Origin of the sequence: Methylobacterium sp. J-078 (assembly GCF_022829285.1) — a bacterium.
Lineage (GTDB): Bacteria > Pseudomonadota > Alphaproteobacteria > Rhizobiales > Beijerinckiaceae > Methylobacterium.
Genome location: NZ_JAKSYI010000055.1, coordinates 1 through 14,126 on the forward strand (window position 1 = coordinate 1; position 14,126 = coordinate 14,126).

Below are 14,126 nucleotides of genomic sequence, written 5' to 3' on the forward strand. Positions count from 1 at the left end.
TCGGAGCGGCGGTTGTTGTAGCCGGTGGTGACCACGCCGGGGGTGTTGACCGAGTAGGTCGCGCCGGTGGCGGGCGAGTAGGCGAACACGCCGTTGTTGGCGTTGTCGCGGTCGAGGTTCACGTACAGGCCTTCGACCTTGAGGGTCACGGCCGAGGACTTGAAGAAGTTCAGGAACGAGTCGGTCGGCAGGGCGTACTCGATGCCGCCGCCAGCGGCCCAGCCGGTGCGGAAGGCGTTGCGGCTGCTGTTGGGCAGGCCGAAATCGGATCCACCGCCGCCGCCGTAGGCGAAGCCGCCGGTGCCGTACACCAGAGTGCGGTCGAAGGCGTAGCCGAGGCGGCCGCGCACGGTGCCGAAGTAGTCGAGGCCCGACAGGCCGTTCGGGTTGACGAAGGTCAGGTTGTTGACGTTCGCGCCGATGATGGAGGCGTTGTTCCGCTGCGAACCGAAGTCGACGTACTGAGCGTCGGCCTCGACACCGATCACGACACCGGAGCCCGGGGTGAACTGGTAGTTGTAGCCGATCTGACCACCGCCAACGAAGCCTTCGTTGTTGTTGCGGTTGTTGAACACGGCCGCGCCGACGGCGCCGGGGGCGAAGACGGGCGCGGTGGCCAGCACGGTGGTCGTGCGGTTGTTGTCGTTGCCCGTGCCGAAGCCGTAGCCGGCGTTGATACCGGCGTAGAAGCCGGTCCAGGTGAACACCGGCACCGGCACGAACACCGGGGGAGCCGCGCGGCGCGGAAGGTCGGCGGCGAAGGCGGAGCCGGCGAGAGCGATGCCGGCGAGCGTGGTGGCGCTGCGAAGGAAGGATTTCATGATCTGGTCCTCTGACTGTCAGGCAACGTCCGACCTATTGCTGGTCGCGTCCGCTGCAGTTCCCCGTCTTTAAGTGAGCCGACAGCAAGAAGCTGTTGCTCTGCGATCACGCCAGCCGCATGGAACACGGCCCCTTTGTGGCGATACGCGCAGCGCCTTTTCGGCTACTTGCCACGAGAACGCGCCTGAATGGCCAAGGTTCGCGCCACGAACACGATTTTTCCTGACAGATTGTCGCAGGGGGCTGGACGCGTCAGCCGACGAGGCTGATCGCCGAGATGAGGCGGCCGTAATCGGCCTCACCGCGGTGGGTCGTGCGCCGGTAGCTGTAGAATAGCTCCGGCTCCGAATAGGTGCAGCGTCTGAGCGCGGTTCCGCTCGCGATGCCGGCCTCCTCGAGGCGCGCCAGGATGAAACCGGGCAGGTCGAACTGGGCATGCCCGTCGCGTGCGCCAGCACCGAGGAAGCGCTCGAAGCCCGCCGCTTCCGCGCGGAAGCGGGCGATGAAATCCGGTCCGACCTCGTAAGCCGGCTGGGCGATGGTCGGGCCGAGGACCGCGACGATGTCGGCGCGCCGTGCTCCCAGCCCCTCCATCGCCGCGACGGTCGCCTCGATCACGCCGGTCAGGGCGCCCTTCCAACCCGCATGGGCGGCGCCGACCACGCCGTTGCGTGCATCCGCGAACAGGATCGGGCCGCAATCGGCGGTGGCGATGCCGAGCGCCAGTCCGGGAACCCGGGTCACCATGCCGTCCGCCTTCGGGCGCTCCGCAACGGGGATGGGTCCGTCGAGCACCACCACCTCGGACGAGTGGATCTGGTAGAGACTTACGAGACGGTCGTCGCCGACGGCGAGGTGCGCTGCCATGCGCCGCCGGTTCTCGGCCACGTGTGCGGGGGCATCGTGCGAGCCGAGCCCTCCGTTGAGGGAGCCGTAGATCCCCTCGGACACACCGCCACGCCGGGTGAAGTAGGCGTGCCGAATTCCGGACAGGCCGGACAGGTAGGGTGCCTCGATGGCCTCGGGAGCGTCACGCATCATGGATCACGTCTCGTCAGGGGAGGGGGCGCGGCGAGGACGAGGCGGCCTCGCCTGGGATGATCAGGACAAAGCCGCGTTCCATTCGCCGAGGAAGCATCTGCGGCGCACTTTCGGATCGGCATCCTTTACGGTTCATTAAGCATGTTTTGGTCGGATGCTTCTCAGAGTCGAGGACCAACCGATGTCGGAAGCAGCCCGTCACTACGCGCACCAGGATCAGGCCACCAGACCGCAGCCAGGTCCGCTGCGCGACTGGCTGGCGGCGATGAAGGCGGTGACCGCGCCGACCGCGTCTGAGGCTCAGCCGACGGCCGCTTCGCAGCACCGCGAAACCGCGCGATCCACGGAGACGTCCGGCGAGGCGCGCGGTGCCGAGGCCGCCAACACATGGGTTCCGCGGGTGGTCGTACCGGGTCCGGCCGCCGCGGACTCGACTTCCTCGGATGTCTCCGACCTCATGGCCGAGAACATCATGCTCAAGGCCAAGCTCAAGGTGGAGCACGACCGCTATGACGCTCTTCAAGGCGTCATTGCTCGCGAACTGCGCGGCCTGCGCGCTCATGTCGAGGACGAGCTCAAGGAACTCGAAGACATCCGGGCCGAACGGGATGGCCTCCTGGCGCGGCAGGCCGCGTTCGAGCAGGACATCCGGGACCTGCGTGCCCAAGTCGCGGGCGAGACCGCGAAGCTCTCCGAGATCCGCAGCGAGCGCGATCTCTGGGCCGCCCGGGCCGAGGCCCTCGCCCAGCCGATCTTTCAGAAGCGCAGCACGGTCTGACGCCGCCCGAACGGGTCGCCCGAAACATCGAAAGGCCGCCCCGTGAGGGGCGGCCTTTCCATTGCCGAACCGCTTGATGTCCGGCCGAAACTGATACGATCGCGTCGAGCGCTAGAAGGCTGCGCCGGAGGCGACGGTCCAGGTCCGGGAGGCCGGGATGAGCGGCTGATGACAATGAGACACTGGATCACCTCCTTTCGTTCGTTGCGGGTGAACAGAAGCTAGTCAGCCCCATCCGATTTGAAAAGGCCCGCGCCCGCGCCCATCCGACGCTCCCCTCCGGCGGGGTGAGGTGGGCCAGGCGTCCGACTGGCCTCGGCCCCGCCGGAGGTCTAAAGCATCGGGCCTTCCCCTGCGGGGCGCCGCGACGCGATCGCGCGTTCCGCCCAAAGGCCACGGACCCGTCCCTCCCCATGTCCACAGCCCTGCGGATGCCGGCGCCCGACGAGGCAGCACTCGACCCGGACGCCATGCGCCAGCCGCTCGCGGACGCGTGGTACTGCGTCGGCCGCTCCGACGCCCTGAAGACGGGCACGCTGCGCACCGTCGAACTCAACGGCGAGCAGATCGTCCTCGGCCGCGAGGCCTCCGGCGCGCCCTTCGCCCTGCGCGACCGCTGTCCGCACCGCGGCATGGCCCTGTCGAAGGGCCGCTTCGACGGCGGTGAACTCACGTGCCCGTTCCATGGCTGGCGCTTCGGCACCGATGGGCGCTGCCGCGACGTGCCGACCCTGTCGGCCTCCGACACGGCCGATTTCTCGCGCATCGCCGTGCAGCGCTTCCCCATTCGCGAGAGCGCGGGCTTCGCCTGGGTCAATCCCTATCTCGGAGTGGAAACCGGTTCGCCCCCGGCGGCGCTGCCGGAGCTCGGCTTCACGGCGGCCGGTTCCCTCGTGGTCGAACTCGTGGTCGAGGCGTCCTTCGACCTGACGACCCTGAGCCTCGTCGATCCCGGCCACGTCGCCTTCGTCCACGATTCCTGGTGGTTCCGGCCCTCGAAGGAGTTGCGCGAGAAGGTGAAGACCTTCACGCCGACCCCGCACGGCTTCACCATGACGAGCCACGCCACCACGACGAGTTCGCCGGTCTACCGGCTGCTGGGCGGAGTGCCCGCCGTGGAGATCGAGTTCCGCCTGCCCGGCGTGCGCCTCGAGCGGATCGAGGCCGGGACGAAGCGAGTGGCGAACTACACCTTCGCGACGCCGCTGACCCAGAACCGGACCATGCTCACCAACGCCCTCTACTGGAACATGCCGGCGCTGAACCTCCTCAAGCCGCTGGCACGCCCGCTGATGCGTCAGTTCCTCACTCAGGACCAGCAGGTGCTCCAGCACGCTCAGGCCGGCCTCGACCGCAAGCCCACCATGGTGCTGTTCGGCCAGGGCGATCTGCCCTCGCAATGGTATTTCCGGCTCAAGCGCGAGGCGCTGCAGGCCGCCCGCGAAGGGCGTCCCTTCGAAAATCCCCTTGCCCGGCAGGAGCTGCGCTGGCGCTCGTGACGGCCCTGCGGCGTCTCTTCCGACTACGATGCGCGGCCGCGGCGCTTGATCGGCGCGCCGCAGCCGCCATCTCGGGTCCATGAAACGGCACAGTCTGATCAAGGCGTTGAGCGCCGCCACCGTGATGACGCTCGGCGGGGTCGGCTATGCCGCCCACAAGCGCGGGCGCAACCCCTATTATCGCGGGCCGCGCAGCGACCATTTCGACGGGGTCCGCTTCCACAGCCCGGGCCAGCCGCCGGACAAGACCCTGGGCGACATCGCCCGCTGGCGCTCCCGGCGCGGGGTGGACAGCCCCTTGCGCCAGGACTGGCCGGCCTTCCACCCGAGTCCCTATGCCCCCGACCGGCCACCGGAACGCGTCGCGGGCCTGCGCGTCACCCTGATCGGGCATGCGAGCTACCTGTTTCAGGTCGCCGGTCGCAACATCCTGGTCGATCCGGTCTATGCCCACCGGGCGAGCCCGGTGCGGTTCGCGGGCCCGAAGCGCGTCAACCCGCCGGGGATCGCCTTCGCCGACCTGCCTCCGATCGACGTGGTGCTCATCACCCACAACCACTACGATCATCTCGACGGGCCGGCGGTGGCGCGGATCTGGCAGGCTCATCAGCCGCTGATCCTCGCGCCGCTGGGCAACGAGACGGTCCTGCGTGCCTATGACGATACGATGCATGTCGAGACTCGTGACTGGGGCGAGTCGCTGGACCTCGGCGGCGGCCTCACCGTCCACGTCACGCCCGCCCATCACTGGTCGGCCCGCGGGCTCAACGACCGGCGCATGGCGCTCTGGTGCTCCTTCGTCCTCACCACGCCGGTGGGCGTGCACTACCATTCGGGCGACACGGGGCTGCGCGACGGATCGACCTTCCGTGAGGCCCGCGCGCGCTTCGGGCCGCCGCGCCTCGCCACGCTGCCGATCGGCGCCTACGAGCCGCGCTGGTTCATGAAGGACCAGCACATGAACCCGGCCGAGGCGGTGGAGGCCGGACTGATGCTCGGGGCAGACCAGATGCTCGGCCACCACTGGGGCACCTTCCAGCTCACCGACGAAGGCATCGAGGAGCCGGTGGAAGCCCTGGCGCACGCCTGTGCCGAACAGGGGATTGCGCCGGAGCGGTTCGTGGCGATGCGGCCCGGGCAGGTCTGGGAGGGCTGATACCCCGCGCCCGGATCGAAGGCCGAAGGCCCATGATCCCGGCACCGTACGGTCAGAGAATGAACCGGCTTAGATCCGCGTTGGCCGCCAGACTCTCCACGCGAGAGCGCACATAGGCGGCGTCGATCGGCACCGTCTCGCCGGAGCGGTCGGTGGCCGTGAACGAGATCTCGTCGATGACGCGCTCCAGGACGGTCTGCAGCCGGCGGGCGCCGATGTTCTCCACCGAGTTGTTCACGTCGACGGCGACCCGGGCGAGGGCGTCCACCGCATCCTCGCTGAATTCGAGGGTGACGCCCTCGGTCTGCATCAGCGCCACGGTCTGCTTCAGGAGGCTCGCCTCCGTCGAGGTCAGGATCTGGCGGAAATCCTCGACGGTGAGCGGCTGCAGCTCGACGCGGATCGGCAGGCGGCCCTGCAGCTCCGGTAGCAGGTCGGAGGGCTTCGAGACGTGGAAGGCGCCGCTGGCGATGAACAGGATGTGGTCGGTCTTCACCGGCCCGTGCTTCGTCGCCACCGTCGTGCCCTCGATCAGGGGCAGGAGGTCGCGCTGCACGCCCTCGCGGGAGACGTCCGCCGAGGAACGGCCCTCGCGGGCGCAGATCTTGTCGATCTCGTCCAGGAAGACGATGCCGTTGTCCTCGACCTCGCGGATCGCCTCCTGGGTCAGGGATTCGGCATCGACGAGCTTGTCGGATTCCTCGGCCAGCAGGGGTGCGTAGGCGTCCTTCACCGTCATCCGGCGCGGCTTGCCCTTCTGCCCGCCCAGCGCCTTGCCGAGCATGTCGCCGAGATTGACCGCACCCATGGAGGCGCCCGGCATGCCGGGAATCTCGAACATCGGTAGACCGCCCGGGGCGCCACCGGCGAGCTCGATCTCGACCTCCTTGTCGTCGAGTTCGCTCGCGCGCAGCTTTTTGCGGAAGCTGTCCCGGGTGGCCTGGCTCGCGGTCGGACCGACCAGGGCGTCGAGGATGCGGCCCTCCGCCGCCGCCTCGGCCTTGGCTTTCACCGAGCGGCGCTTCTCGTCGCGCTTGAGGCCGATGCCGACCTCGACGAGGTCGCGCACGATCTGCTCCACATCACGGCCCACATAGCCGACTTCCGTGAACTTGGTGGCCTCGATCTTGAGGAAGGGCGCGCCGGCGAGGCGCGCGAGGCGACGGGCGATCTCGGTCTTTCCGCAGCCCGTCGGTCCGATCATGAGGATGTTCTTCGGGGCGACCTCCTCCCGCAGGGGGCCGGTGAGCTGCTGCCGGCGCCAGCGGTTGCGCAGCGCGATGGCGACGGCGCGCTTGGCGTCGGCCTGCCCGACGATGAAGCGATCGAGTTCCGAGACGATCTCGCGGGGGGAGAAGGTGGTCATCACGCTCCGATCGGATGCGGCAGCCGGGCTACCAGGGGGCGGGGGAGGGCGCGCAGGATCAGCGCGCGAAAGGGGCTGCGGCGGGCGGCGGGCGCCACGCCAAGGACCCCGGAGGTGAAGAGGATTGTCGGACCGGTGCCGTCGCGCCCGCGCGCAGCGCTTGGCCCCGCCGGGCGGTCGGCGGGGATCACGACGGGACCTCGCGGCGAGTCGCCCCCTTCCGTACAGGAGCGAGGCCGCGTCGGGCGGGAGAGGGGGCTGACTGGCGCACGCCCCCGACTTAAGCGCGCCGCGTCGCCCTTTCCAGACGTCGCGGCGCCTCAGGCGGCCCGGATCGAGCCGACGAAGTGCGTGACTTCGCCGTCGAGGGCGCTGGAGCGCCGGGCGAGTTCCGCCGCCGAGGCCAAAACCTGCGCGGCCCCGGCCCCGACTTCCACCGCCGCGCCCTGGACTTCGGCCATGGTCTCGGTGACGTCGTGGGTGCCGCGGGCGGCGTCGCTGACGCTGCGGGCGATCTCTTGGGTCGCGACCTGCTGCTCCTCCACCGCGGCCGCGACCCCGAGGGCGATGCTGTGCACGCTGCCGATGGTGGAGCCGATCGCGCGGATGGACTCCACGGTCTCCCGGGTGGCCGCCTGGATCATGCCGATCTGCGCCGTGATCTCATCCGTGGCCTTGGCGGTCTGAGCCGCCAGGGTCTTCACCTCGGAGGCGACGACCGCGAAGCCGCGGCCGGCCTCGCCGGCCCGCGCCGCCTCGATGGTGGCGTTCAGCGCGAGCAGGTTGGTCTGGGCGGCGATGTTCGAGATCAGGGCGACGACGTCGCCGATGCGGGCAGCGCCCGCCGCAAGGGCCTCGACGCGGGCATTGGTCTGCCGGCTGCTCTCGACGGCCTCGGCCGCGGCGGCCGAGGTTTGGCCGACCTGCTGGCCGATCTCGTTGGCGGTGGCGGCGAGTTCCTCGGTGGCGGCGGCCACCGCCTGGACGTTCTGCGCCGTCTCCTCGGCGGCGCGCATCACCGCGGCCGATTGCCGGTTGGTGCGATCGGCTTGGGCGGACATCGCCCGGGCGGTCTCCTCCATGGCGGCGGCGGCGCCCGAGAGGTCGCCCACGAGGGCGCCGACGCTGCCCTGGAAGCGGTCGGCGAGTTCGGTCCGCTCGGAGCGGCGCCGGCTGGAGGCGAGGCCGGCGGCCTCGTCCTGGGTCGCCCGCAGGGTCGCGCTCTCCCGCATCGAATGGGCGAAGACCTGCATGCTGGCCCAGATCGCGCCGATCTCGTCCCGGCCGGGCTTCACGGCCGGCAGGTCGAGCTGGCCCTCGGACAGGCGCCGGATCGCGGCGGTGACGCGGGCGAGGGGCGCGGCGATCTGGCGGTGGGCGACGACGAGCCCGAGCCCGAGGCCCGCGAGGGTGCCGCCCACCGCGAGGGCGATCAGCAGGGTCCGGCGGCTGGCGTAGAGGGCGTCGGTGGCCGCGTCGATGGCGGCGACCTGCGCTTGCTCGCCAGCGACCAGGGTGTCGATAGAATCCTGGAAGGCCTGCCGGTTGGCCCGGTTGGCCTCGTTGAAGCCGAGATCCGCCGCCGCCTTCGGGGCGACCGCGGTCCCGGCCCGGGCGATCTCCTGGCGCAGGCTGGTGAAGGTGGCGGCCCCCTGTACGACCCGCTCGAACTGCGCGCGCTCCGCCTCGGGCACGCGCCGGCCCAGGGCGGCGAGGAGGTCGTTCATCGCCGTGAGGTTCTGGCGCATCCGGTCGGCGTATTTCTGTGCGTCGGCCGTGTCCTTGGCGGCGTAGACGCCGCGGGATTCGAGCACGACGTTGCTGACGAGACGGTTGACGTTGGCCGCGTCGAGGGCCCGGCGGGCCGCATGCCGGGACTCGACCATCGCGTCGTTGAAGGCCGAGAGGGTGCTGATTCCGACGCCGGCGACCAGCAGGGTGATCGCCCCGCAAGCCAGGACGAACATCAGTATCTTCGCCTTGATCGTCATGTTCGAGACCCTGCTCGGAGCTTTGATACAAGCTGGTAAGCAGTGTCTCGGAAACTTCGGTTAACGGCCGAGCCCTTCGCTAAATTTCGGACGTCTCCAGCGTTTCGATCACGAGACTGTCATTCGTGTAGACGCAGATTTCGGCCGCGATCCGCATGGCGCGGCGAACGATCTCTTCCGCATCGTGTTCGCTATCTTCCAGCGCGCGGGCGGCGGACAGGGCGTAGTTCCCGCCCGAGCCGATCGCCATCACACCGCTCTCCGGCTCCAGCACGTCGCCCGCGCCGGAGAGCAGCAGGCTGACCTCTTTGTCGGCCACCAGCATCATCGCCTCCAGGCGGCGCAGGTAGCGGTCGGTGCGCCAGTCCTTGGTCAGCTCGACGCAGGCCCGGGTCAGCTGCCCCGGATACTGCTCGAGCTTGGCCTCCAGCCGCTCGAAGAGCGTGAAGGCATCGGCCGTGGCGCCCGCGAAGCCGCCGATCACCGAGCCCTTGGCGAGGCGCCGGACCTTGCGGGCATTGCCCTTGACGATGGTCTGGCCGAGGCTGACCTGCCCGTCGCCGCCGATCACCACCCGGCCGCCCTTGCGGACCATCAGGATCGTCGTGGCGTGCATCTGCGGCGGACCGCTCGCTTCGGAATGGGACAAGACAGGCTCCGGTTCGGTTCTGAACCCCGCTCACGTAGTCGCTCGCTGGGTCCGCTCCAAGCGTCGCCGGGGTCGTGGCCTATTCGGGATAGCGCGGAAAGGCCGGCAGCGCGTCGAACCGGCCGAACCATGCGGGGGCGTCCGCGACCTGAATGCGGATCGACGGGGGCAGCGCGTCGGGATCGTCCAGGGTCGCCGTGTGAAAGTCGACCTGGTCGGGGAACACCGCCTCGTTGCGGTAGAACAGGTTGGTGCCGCAGGTCCCGCAGAACTCGCGGATGACGCCGGGCGAGGATTCATAGGCCGTGGGCGTGCCGGTGATCGTGATCCGGTCGTTCGGGAAGAGCGCGAAGCCGACGACCGGCGCGCCCGTGGACCGCCGGCAATCGGCGCAGTGGCACAGGGCGCTGTGGCTCGGCTCACCCTCGGCCGCGTAGTGGATTGCGCCGCAGCGGCAGCGTCCGGTCAAGGCCATGCAGAATCCCCCCTCGCGTTCGCACCTGTTGTCCCCGACGAGGCCGAGCCGTGCAAGTCGCGCCCTGCACCAGGCAAGTCGCCCTACACGACGACGGTGATCCGCTTCGCCGCCCGGGTCAGGCCGGTATAGAGCCAGCGTGCCCGGTGCTCGCGGAAGGCGAACGACTCGTCGAACAGCACGACGTCGTCCCATTGCGAGCCCTGCGCCTTGTGGACGGTCAGCGCGTAGCCGTACGTGAACTCGTCGGTCTCGCGCTTGAGGAAGGCCGGGATCTCCTCTTCGGAGCCCGACATCACCGCCTTGAGCACCTTGATGTCCACAGGACGGCGGCGCAGGGCCGGGTCGTCCTCCGGCACCACGTCGAGGCGCACCGTGTCGGCGCGCGGCGAGGAGCGCTGGGCGTGCACTGTCCAGGTGGAGCCGTTGAGCAGGCCCTTGGTCCGGTCGTTGCGCAGGCAGACCAGCTTCTCGCCCACCGCCGGCATCGGGTCGGTGTGGCCGGCGAGCTCACGCAGGCGGTTGTTGTAGAGCCGCCGGGTCTTGTTCATGCCCACCAGCACCTGATCGGCCTGGAGCACCACGGCCGGGTCGATGGCGCGCCGCGAGACGATGCGACTCTCGCCGTACTCGCCGATCGACAGGCGCCCGCCCTCGCGCACCGTCATCGCCATCCGGACGATGGGGTCGTCGGCGGCCTGCCGGTGGACGTCGGTGAGCATCACGTCGGGCTCGGCCTCGGTGAAGAAGCCGCCCCCGCGCACCGGCGGCAGCTGCGCCGGGTCGCCGAGCACCAGAACCGGCCGGTCGAAGGACAGGAGGTCGTTGCCCAGATCCGAATCGACCATCGAGCACTCGTCGATGACGATGAGCTCGGCCTTCGAGACCGGCCCGGTCCGGTTCAGGGTGAAAGCCGGGCCGCCCTCCTCGGTCTCCTTGGTGCGGTAGATCAGGCTGTGGATCGTCGCGGCGTCGTGGCAGCCCTTCTGGCGCATCACCGAGGCGGCCTTGCCCGTGAAGGCGCCGAACACCACCGTACCCTCGACGTCGTCGGCGATGCGCCGCGCGAGGGTGGTCTTGCCGGTGCCGGCATAGCCGAACAGGCGGAAGACCTGGGCGCCGCCGGACTTGCGCCAGTCGGAAATCGCCTTCAGGGCCGCGTCCTGCTGGGGCGCGAAGCGGGTCGGAAGACCGGTCTTGCCTTCGGCCATCAGAGCACCGAGGGGCGCTGGAGGTCGAATAGGTCGGTGCCGCGCGTCGCGAACAGGTCCTCAAGGGCGTCGCCGCCGGACTCTTCCGCGAAGGCGTACTCGGCCTGCGAGATCGGCACGGCCTGGAGGAAGGCCAGGGCCGCGTCGGGCGTCGCCAGCGTCTGAAGGCGCGCCTCGAACAGGACCGGCGGCACGAACAGGACGTGGGCGAGGCTCGCCGAGAGGCCGGTGAGCAGGCCGGGAAAGACGATGCCGGGAGCCAGGAACCAGCGTCCGTCGATGACCTGGAAGGCGCAGGCCGCCAGCATGCGCGCCACATCCGGGTCGGTACTCACGCCTAGGATCTCGCAGCGCCCGGGGAACTCCACGCCGTCCTGGTAGAGGGGGTGGTTGGCCAGCGTCACCGTCGCGCAGGCGATGAGGCCGGGACGGGGCGCGTCGCGGCAGGTGAGAATGTCGACGTGGCTGCGCCCGGTCTCGTCGGCGTGCCGGGCGACGGAGGGGCGGCCGCCGAAGGCGCCCGCCAGCATCCGCGCCACCGCGCGGTTAGTCTCGGTGATGTCCGCCGGAGGGGCGGCCGGGCCGCTCACGGCCAGCGCACCGTCGGGGGCAGCGACGAGAGAATCGAGGCGACGTTGCCGCCGGTCTTCAGGCCGAAGATCGTGCCGCGGTCGTAGAGCAGGTTGAACTCGACGTAGCGCCCGCGCCGGACCTGCTGCTCCAGCCGGTCGGCCTCGGTCCAGGACGTCGCCAGGTTGGCGCGCACGATGGCCGGATAGGCCTTGAGGAAGGCGCCCCCGACGTCGCGGGTGAAGGCGAGGTCGGCCTGAGGGTCGCCGGTCCAGTGATAGTCGTAGAAGATGCCGCCGATGCCGCGCGGCTCGTTGCGGTGCTTGAGGTGGAAGTACTCCTCGCACCAGGCCTTGTAGCGGGCATAGTCGGCGGCCGGGGCGTGGGCGTCGCAGGCCTCCCGCATCGCCGCGTGGAAGGCGAGCGAATCCGGATCGTCCTGCGTGCGGCGCCGGTCGAGCACCGGCGTCAGGTCGGCACCGCCGCCGAACCAGGTCTTCGTGGTCACCACGAAGCGGGTGTTCATGTGCACGGTCGGCACGTTGGGGTTCCAGGGATGGGCGATCAGCGAGATCCCGGTGGCGAAGAAGCGTGGGTCCTCGGCAGCGCCCGGCATCTGGGCGCGGAACTCGGGAGCGAACTCGCCGTGCACGGCCGAGACGTGGACGCCGGCCTTCTCGAAGACCCGGCCCTTGATCATCGCCATGGTACCGCCGCCGCCGGGGGCGCCGGTGTGGTCGGTGCGCTGCCAGGGCGTTTTTTCGAAACGTCCCGGCGCGGTCGGGGCGTCGGGATGGAAGGGCCCCGTCGCCTCCGCCTCCAAGGTCTCGAGGGCGGCGACGATCCGGTCGCGCAGTGTGGTGAACCACGCCGTCGCCTCGGCCTTGAAGGCGTCGCGCTCGGCCTCGGGCAGCGGGGGAACGGAGGATTCGGGCATGGTCATGCCGGGGGATGTCCCATCCCGCCGGCCGGCCGTCAATTCGTCGGGGCGCCCTCAATCCTTCACGGACATCAGCAGCCGCTCGGTCTTGGCGTCCTCGATCCGATTCACCATGCGCCGGCCCTCGTGGACGTCGCGGATGGTCTTGGTGGCGGTGATGCAGGATTGCACGAGCATGATCGTGCCCATGGCCAGATATCCTTTGATCCAGATGTCGATGGGCATGAACAGGATGCCGAGGCCCACCATCGCGGCGGAGCCGAGGAACGACGCGTAGGTGAAGGCGACCCAGGCGCCGGAATGCTGCGTGGTCTCATTGGTCATGGTCGTGCTCCTTGGATGAGGGGTGATACGGGACGGTCAGATGGCCGACGACTCTGCCGCCTCGGCCCGGGCGCGCAGGCGGTCGAGGATCACGGAGGGGGCCGGGCGGCTGCTCGGGCCGAAGCCGGCGCGCTCCATCCGCTCGGCGATGTCGGCGCCGGGCTCGGCCTCGCGCAGGGCCGCCTCGGTGTCGTCGGCCGCGGCCTGGAGGCTGCGCAGGCGGGCGAGCGTCGCCTCGGCCTCCTTCAGGGTCGCCCGGTCCTGCGGGTCCGCGCTCACCCGCAGGCGCCGGGCCGTCTCGGCCGCGGCGGCGAGGCGACGGCCCCGCTCCAGTTCCGCCTGACGCCGGGTGGCGTCGGCGACCTTGGCGCGGATTCGGGCTAGCTCAGTGGCGAAGCGGCTCCGCGCGGTGCGGATGGCGTCGCGCTCGGCCTCCAGTTCGGCGATCGCCTCGGCCGCCTGCGCCGCGAGGTCTTCGCGGTTGGCCTGGAGCGCCGCCACGGCGCGGGTCTCGAGGTCGGCGGCGCGGGCTTCGACCTCGGCGAGGCGACGCTCCTCAGCGCGGTCGCCGGCCACCGAGGCGGCCAGCGCCTGGCGGCTGCGCTCCAGGGCGGCGCGGGTCTCCCGGATCTGCTGGTCGAGGATCAGGAGGGCGTTGCGGTCGAAGAGGTCCTCTTCGGCGCGGGCGGCGGCGCCGCGGGCGAGGGTGCGAAACAGTCTGAGCATGATGGGCTCCGGGTCGGTGGCTGTCGTCCACCGCCCGGTTGTCGCATAATTTGAACGGTGTTCAAGTGCGATTTTGCACGACGTTCAATTTGGAGCCGGGAAGCCGTCGATCTGGCGCAGGGCCTCACCCAGGATCATGGCGGCGCAGACCGCGACGTTGAGTGAGCGCAGGTCGGGGCGGATCGGCACCACCACCCGGGCATCCGCCGCGGCGTGAACGGCATCGGGCACGCCGGCCGATTCCCGACCCATCAGCAGACAGTCGCCGTCGCGATAGGCGAACGCCGTGTAGGGCAGGGCGGCCTGCGTGGTGGCGAGGACGAGGCGGATGTTCTGCGCCCGCCGCCAGGCCGCGAAGGCGTCCCACGAGCGGTGGCGCGTGACAGCGACCCGGTCGAGGTAGTCGAGCCCGGAGCGGCGCAGGTGCCGGTCGGAGACGTCGAAGCCCGCCGGCTCGATGATCTCGACGGCGGCCCCGAGGCAGGCGGCCATGCGCAGTAGGGTGCCGGTGTTCTGCGGAATGTCGGGCTGGTAGAGGGCGAGATGGAGCATCAGCGGCGTCTCAGGACGGGGGCGGG

15 protein-coding genes are annotated in these 14,126 nt (G+C 70.1%); 3 read left to right on the forward strand and 12 right to left on the reverse strand.

Features of this window, described 5'->3' with window-relative positions:
* On the reverse strand, positions 1-821 hold an 821-nt coding region (locus MKK58_RS06365), incomplete at its 3' end, for an outer membrane protein (protein ID WP_243911269.1).
* A 253-nt stretch (positions 822-1,074) separates the two neighbouring features.
* A complete protein-coding gene (gene pgeF / locus MKK58_RS06370; RefSeq protein ID WP_243911270.1) occupies positions 1,075-1,863 on the reverse strand; it encodes a peptidoglycan editing factor PgeF in 789 nt (262 codons plus the stop codon).
* A 181-nt stretch (positions 1,864-2,044) separates the two neighbouring features.
* On the opposite strand from pgeF, the gene MKK58_RS06375 reads away from it, so the two are divergent.
* The 3 genes from MKK58_RS06375 (at position 2,045) to MKK58_RS06385 (ending at position 5,296) form a co-directional block, all read left to right on the forward strand.
* Positions 2,045-2,641 (forward strand): hypothetical protein, encoded by a 597-nt coding sequence (locus MKK58_RS06375; protein WP_243911271.1) that lies wholly within the window; start codon positions 2,045-2,047, stop codon positions 2,639-2,641.
* Between the two features lie 413 nt (positions 2,642-3,054).
* Entirely contained in the window at positions 3,055-4,140 is a 1,086-nt protein-coding gene (locus MKK58_RS06380) for a Rieske 2Fe-2S domain-containing protein (RefSeq protein ID WP_243911272.1), read from the forward strand.
* 79 nt (positions 4,141-4,219) lie between these two features.
* On the forward strand, positions 4,220-5,296 hold the full coding sequence (locus tag MKK58_RS06385; RefSeq protein WP_243911273.1) for an MBL fold metallo-hydrolase: 1,077 nt from the start codon (positions 4,220-4,222) through the stop codon (positions 5,294-5,296).
* A 52-nt stretch (positions 5,297-5,348) separates the two neighbouring features.
* Here the strand turns inward: MKK58_RS06385 and hslU are convergent, their stop codons facing one another.
* From hslU to MKK58_RS06435, 10 genes are all read right to left on the reverse strand, one after another.
* Complete coding sequence (hslU, locus tag MKK58_RS06390) at positions 5,349-6,662, reverse strand: ATP-dependent protease ATPase subunit HslU (RefSeq protein ID WP_243911274.1); 1,314 nt, start codon at positions 6,660-6,662, stop codon at positions 5,349-5,351.
* 320 nt (positions 6,663-6,982) lie between these two features.
* Complete coding sequence (locus MKK58_RS06395; protein WP_243911275.1) at positions 6,983-8,653, reverse strand: methyl-accepting chemotaxis protein; 1,671 nt, start codon at positions 8,651-8,653, stop codon at positions 6,983-6,985.
* A gap of 79 nt (positions 8,654-8,732) precedes the next feature.
* Positions 8,733-9,269: an ATP-dependent protease subunit HslV gene (gene hslV, locus MKK58_RS06400; RefSeq protein ID WP_243911482.1), complete on the reverse strand. Its 537-nt coding sequence runs from the start codon at positions 9,267-9,269 to the stop codon at positions 8,733-8,735.
* Between the two features lie 112 nt (positions 9,270-9,381).
* A complete protein-coding gene (locus tag MKK58_RS06405) occupies positions 9,382-9,777 on the reverse strand; it encodes a GFA family protein (RefSeq protein ID WP_243911276.1) in 396 nt (131 codons plus the stop codon).
* Between the two features lie 83 nt (positions 9,778-9,860).
* Positions 9,861-10,988 (reverse strand): ATP-dependent RecD-like DNA helicase, encoded by a 1,128-nt coding sequence (locus MKK58_RS06410; protein WP_243911277.1) that lies wholly within the window; start codon positions 10,986-10,988, stop codon positions 9,861-9,863.
* On the reverse strand, positions 10,988-11,578 hold the full coding sequence (locus MKK58_RS06415) for a suppressor of fused domain protein (RefSeq protein WP_243911278.1): 591 nt from the start codon (positions 11,576-11,578) through the stop codon (positions 10,988-10,990). Before MKK58_RS06415 ends, MKK58_RS06410 begins: the two co-directional genes overlap by 1 nt.
* Entirely contained in the window at positions 11,575-12,501 is a 927-nt protein-coding gene (gene hemF / locus MKK58_RS06420) for an oxygen-dependent coproporphyrinogen oxidase (RefSeq protein ID WP_409565200.1), read from the reverse strand. The genes MKK58_RS06415 and hemF overlap by 4 nt, the downstream gene beginning before the upstream one ends.
* Before the next feature lie 51 nt (positions 12,502-12,552).
* Positions 12,553-12,822, reverse strand: coding sequence for a YiaA/YiaB family inner membrane protein (locus MKK58_RS06425; protein WP_055948388.1), 270 nt, complete (start codon positions 12,820-12,822; stop codon positions 12,553-12,555).
* 36 nt (positions 12,823-12,858) lie between these two features.
* Positions 12,859-13,548 (reverse strand): PspA/IM30 family protein, encoded by a 690-nt coding sequence (locus tag MKK58_RS06430; protein WP_243911279.1) that lies wholly within the window; start codon positions 13,546-13,548, stop codon positions 12,859-12,861.
* A gap of 84 nt (positions 13,549-13,632) precedes the next feature.
* A complete protein-coding gene (locus tag MKK58_RS06435; RefSeq protein ID WP_243911280.1) occupies positions 13,633-14,100 on the reverse strand; it encodes a tRNA (cytidine(34)-2'-O)-methyltransferase in 468 nt (155 codons plus the stop codon).
* Positions 14,101-14,126 lie beyond the last annotated feature (26 nt).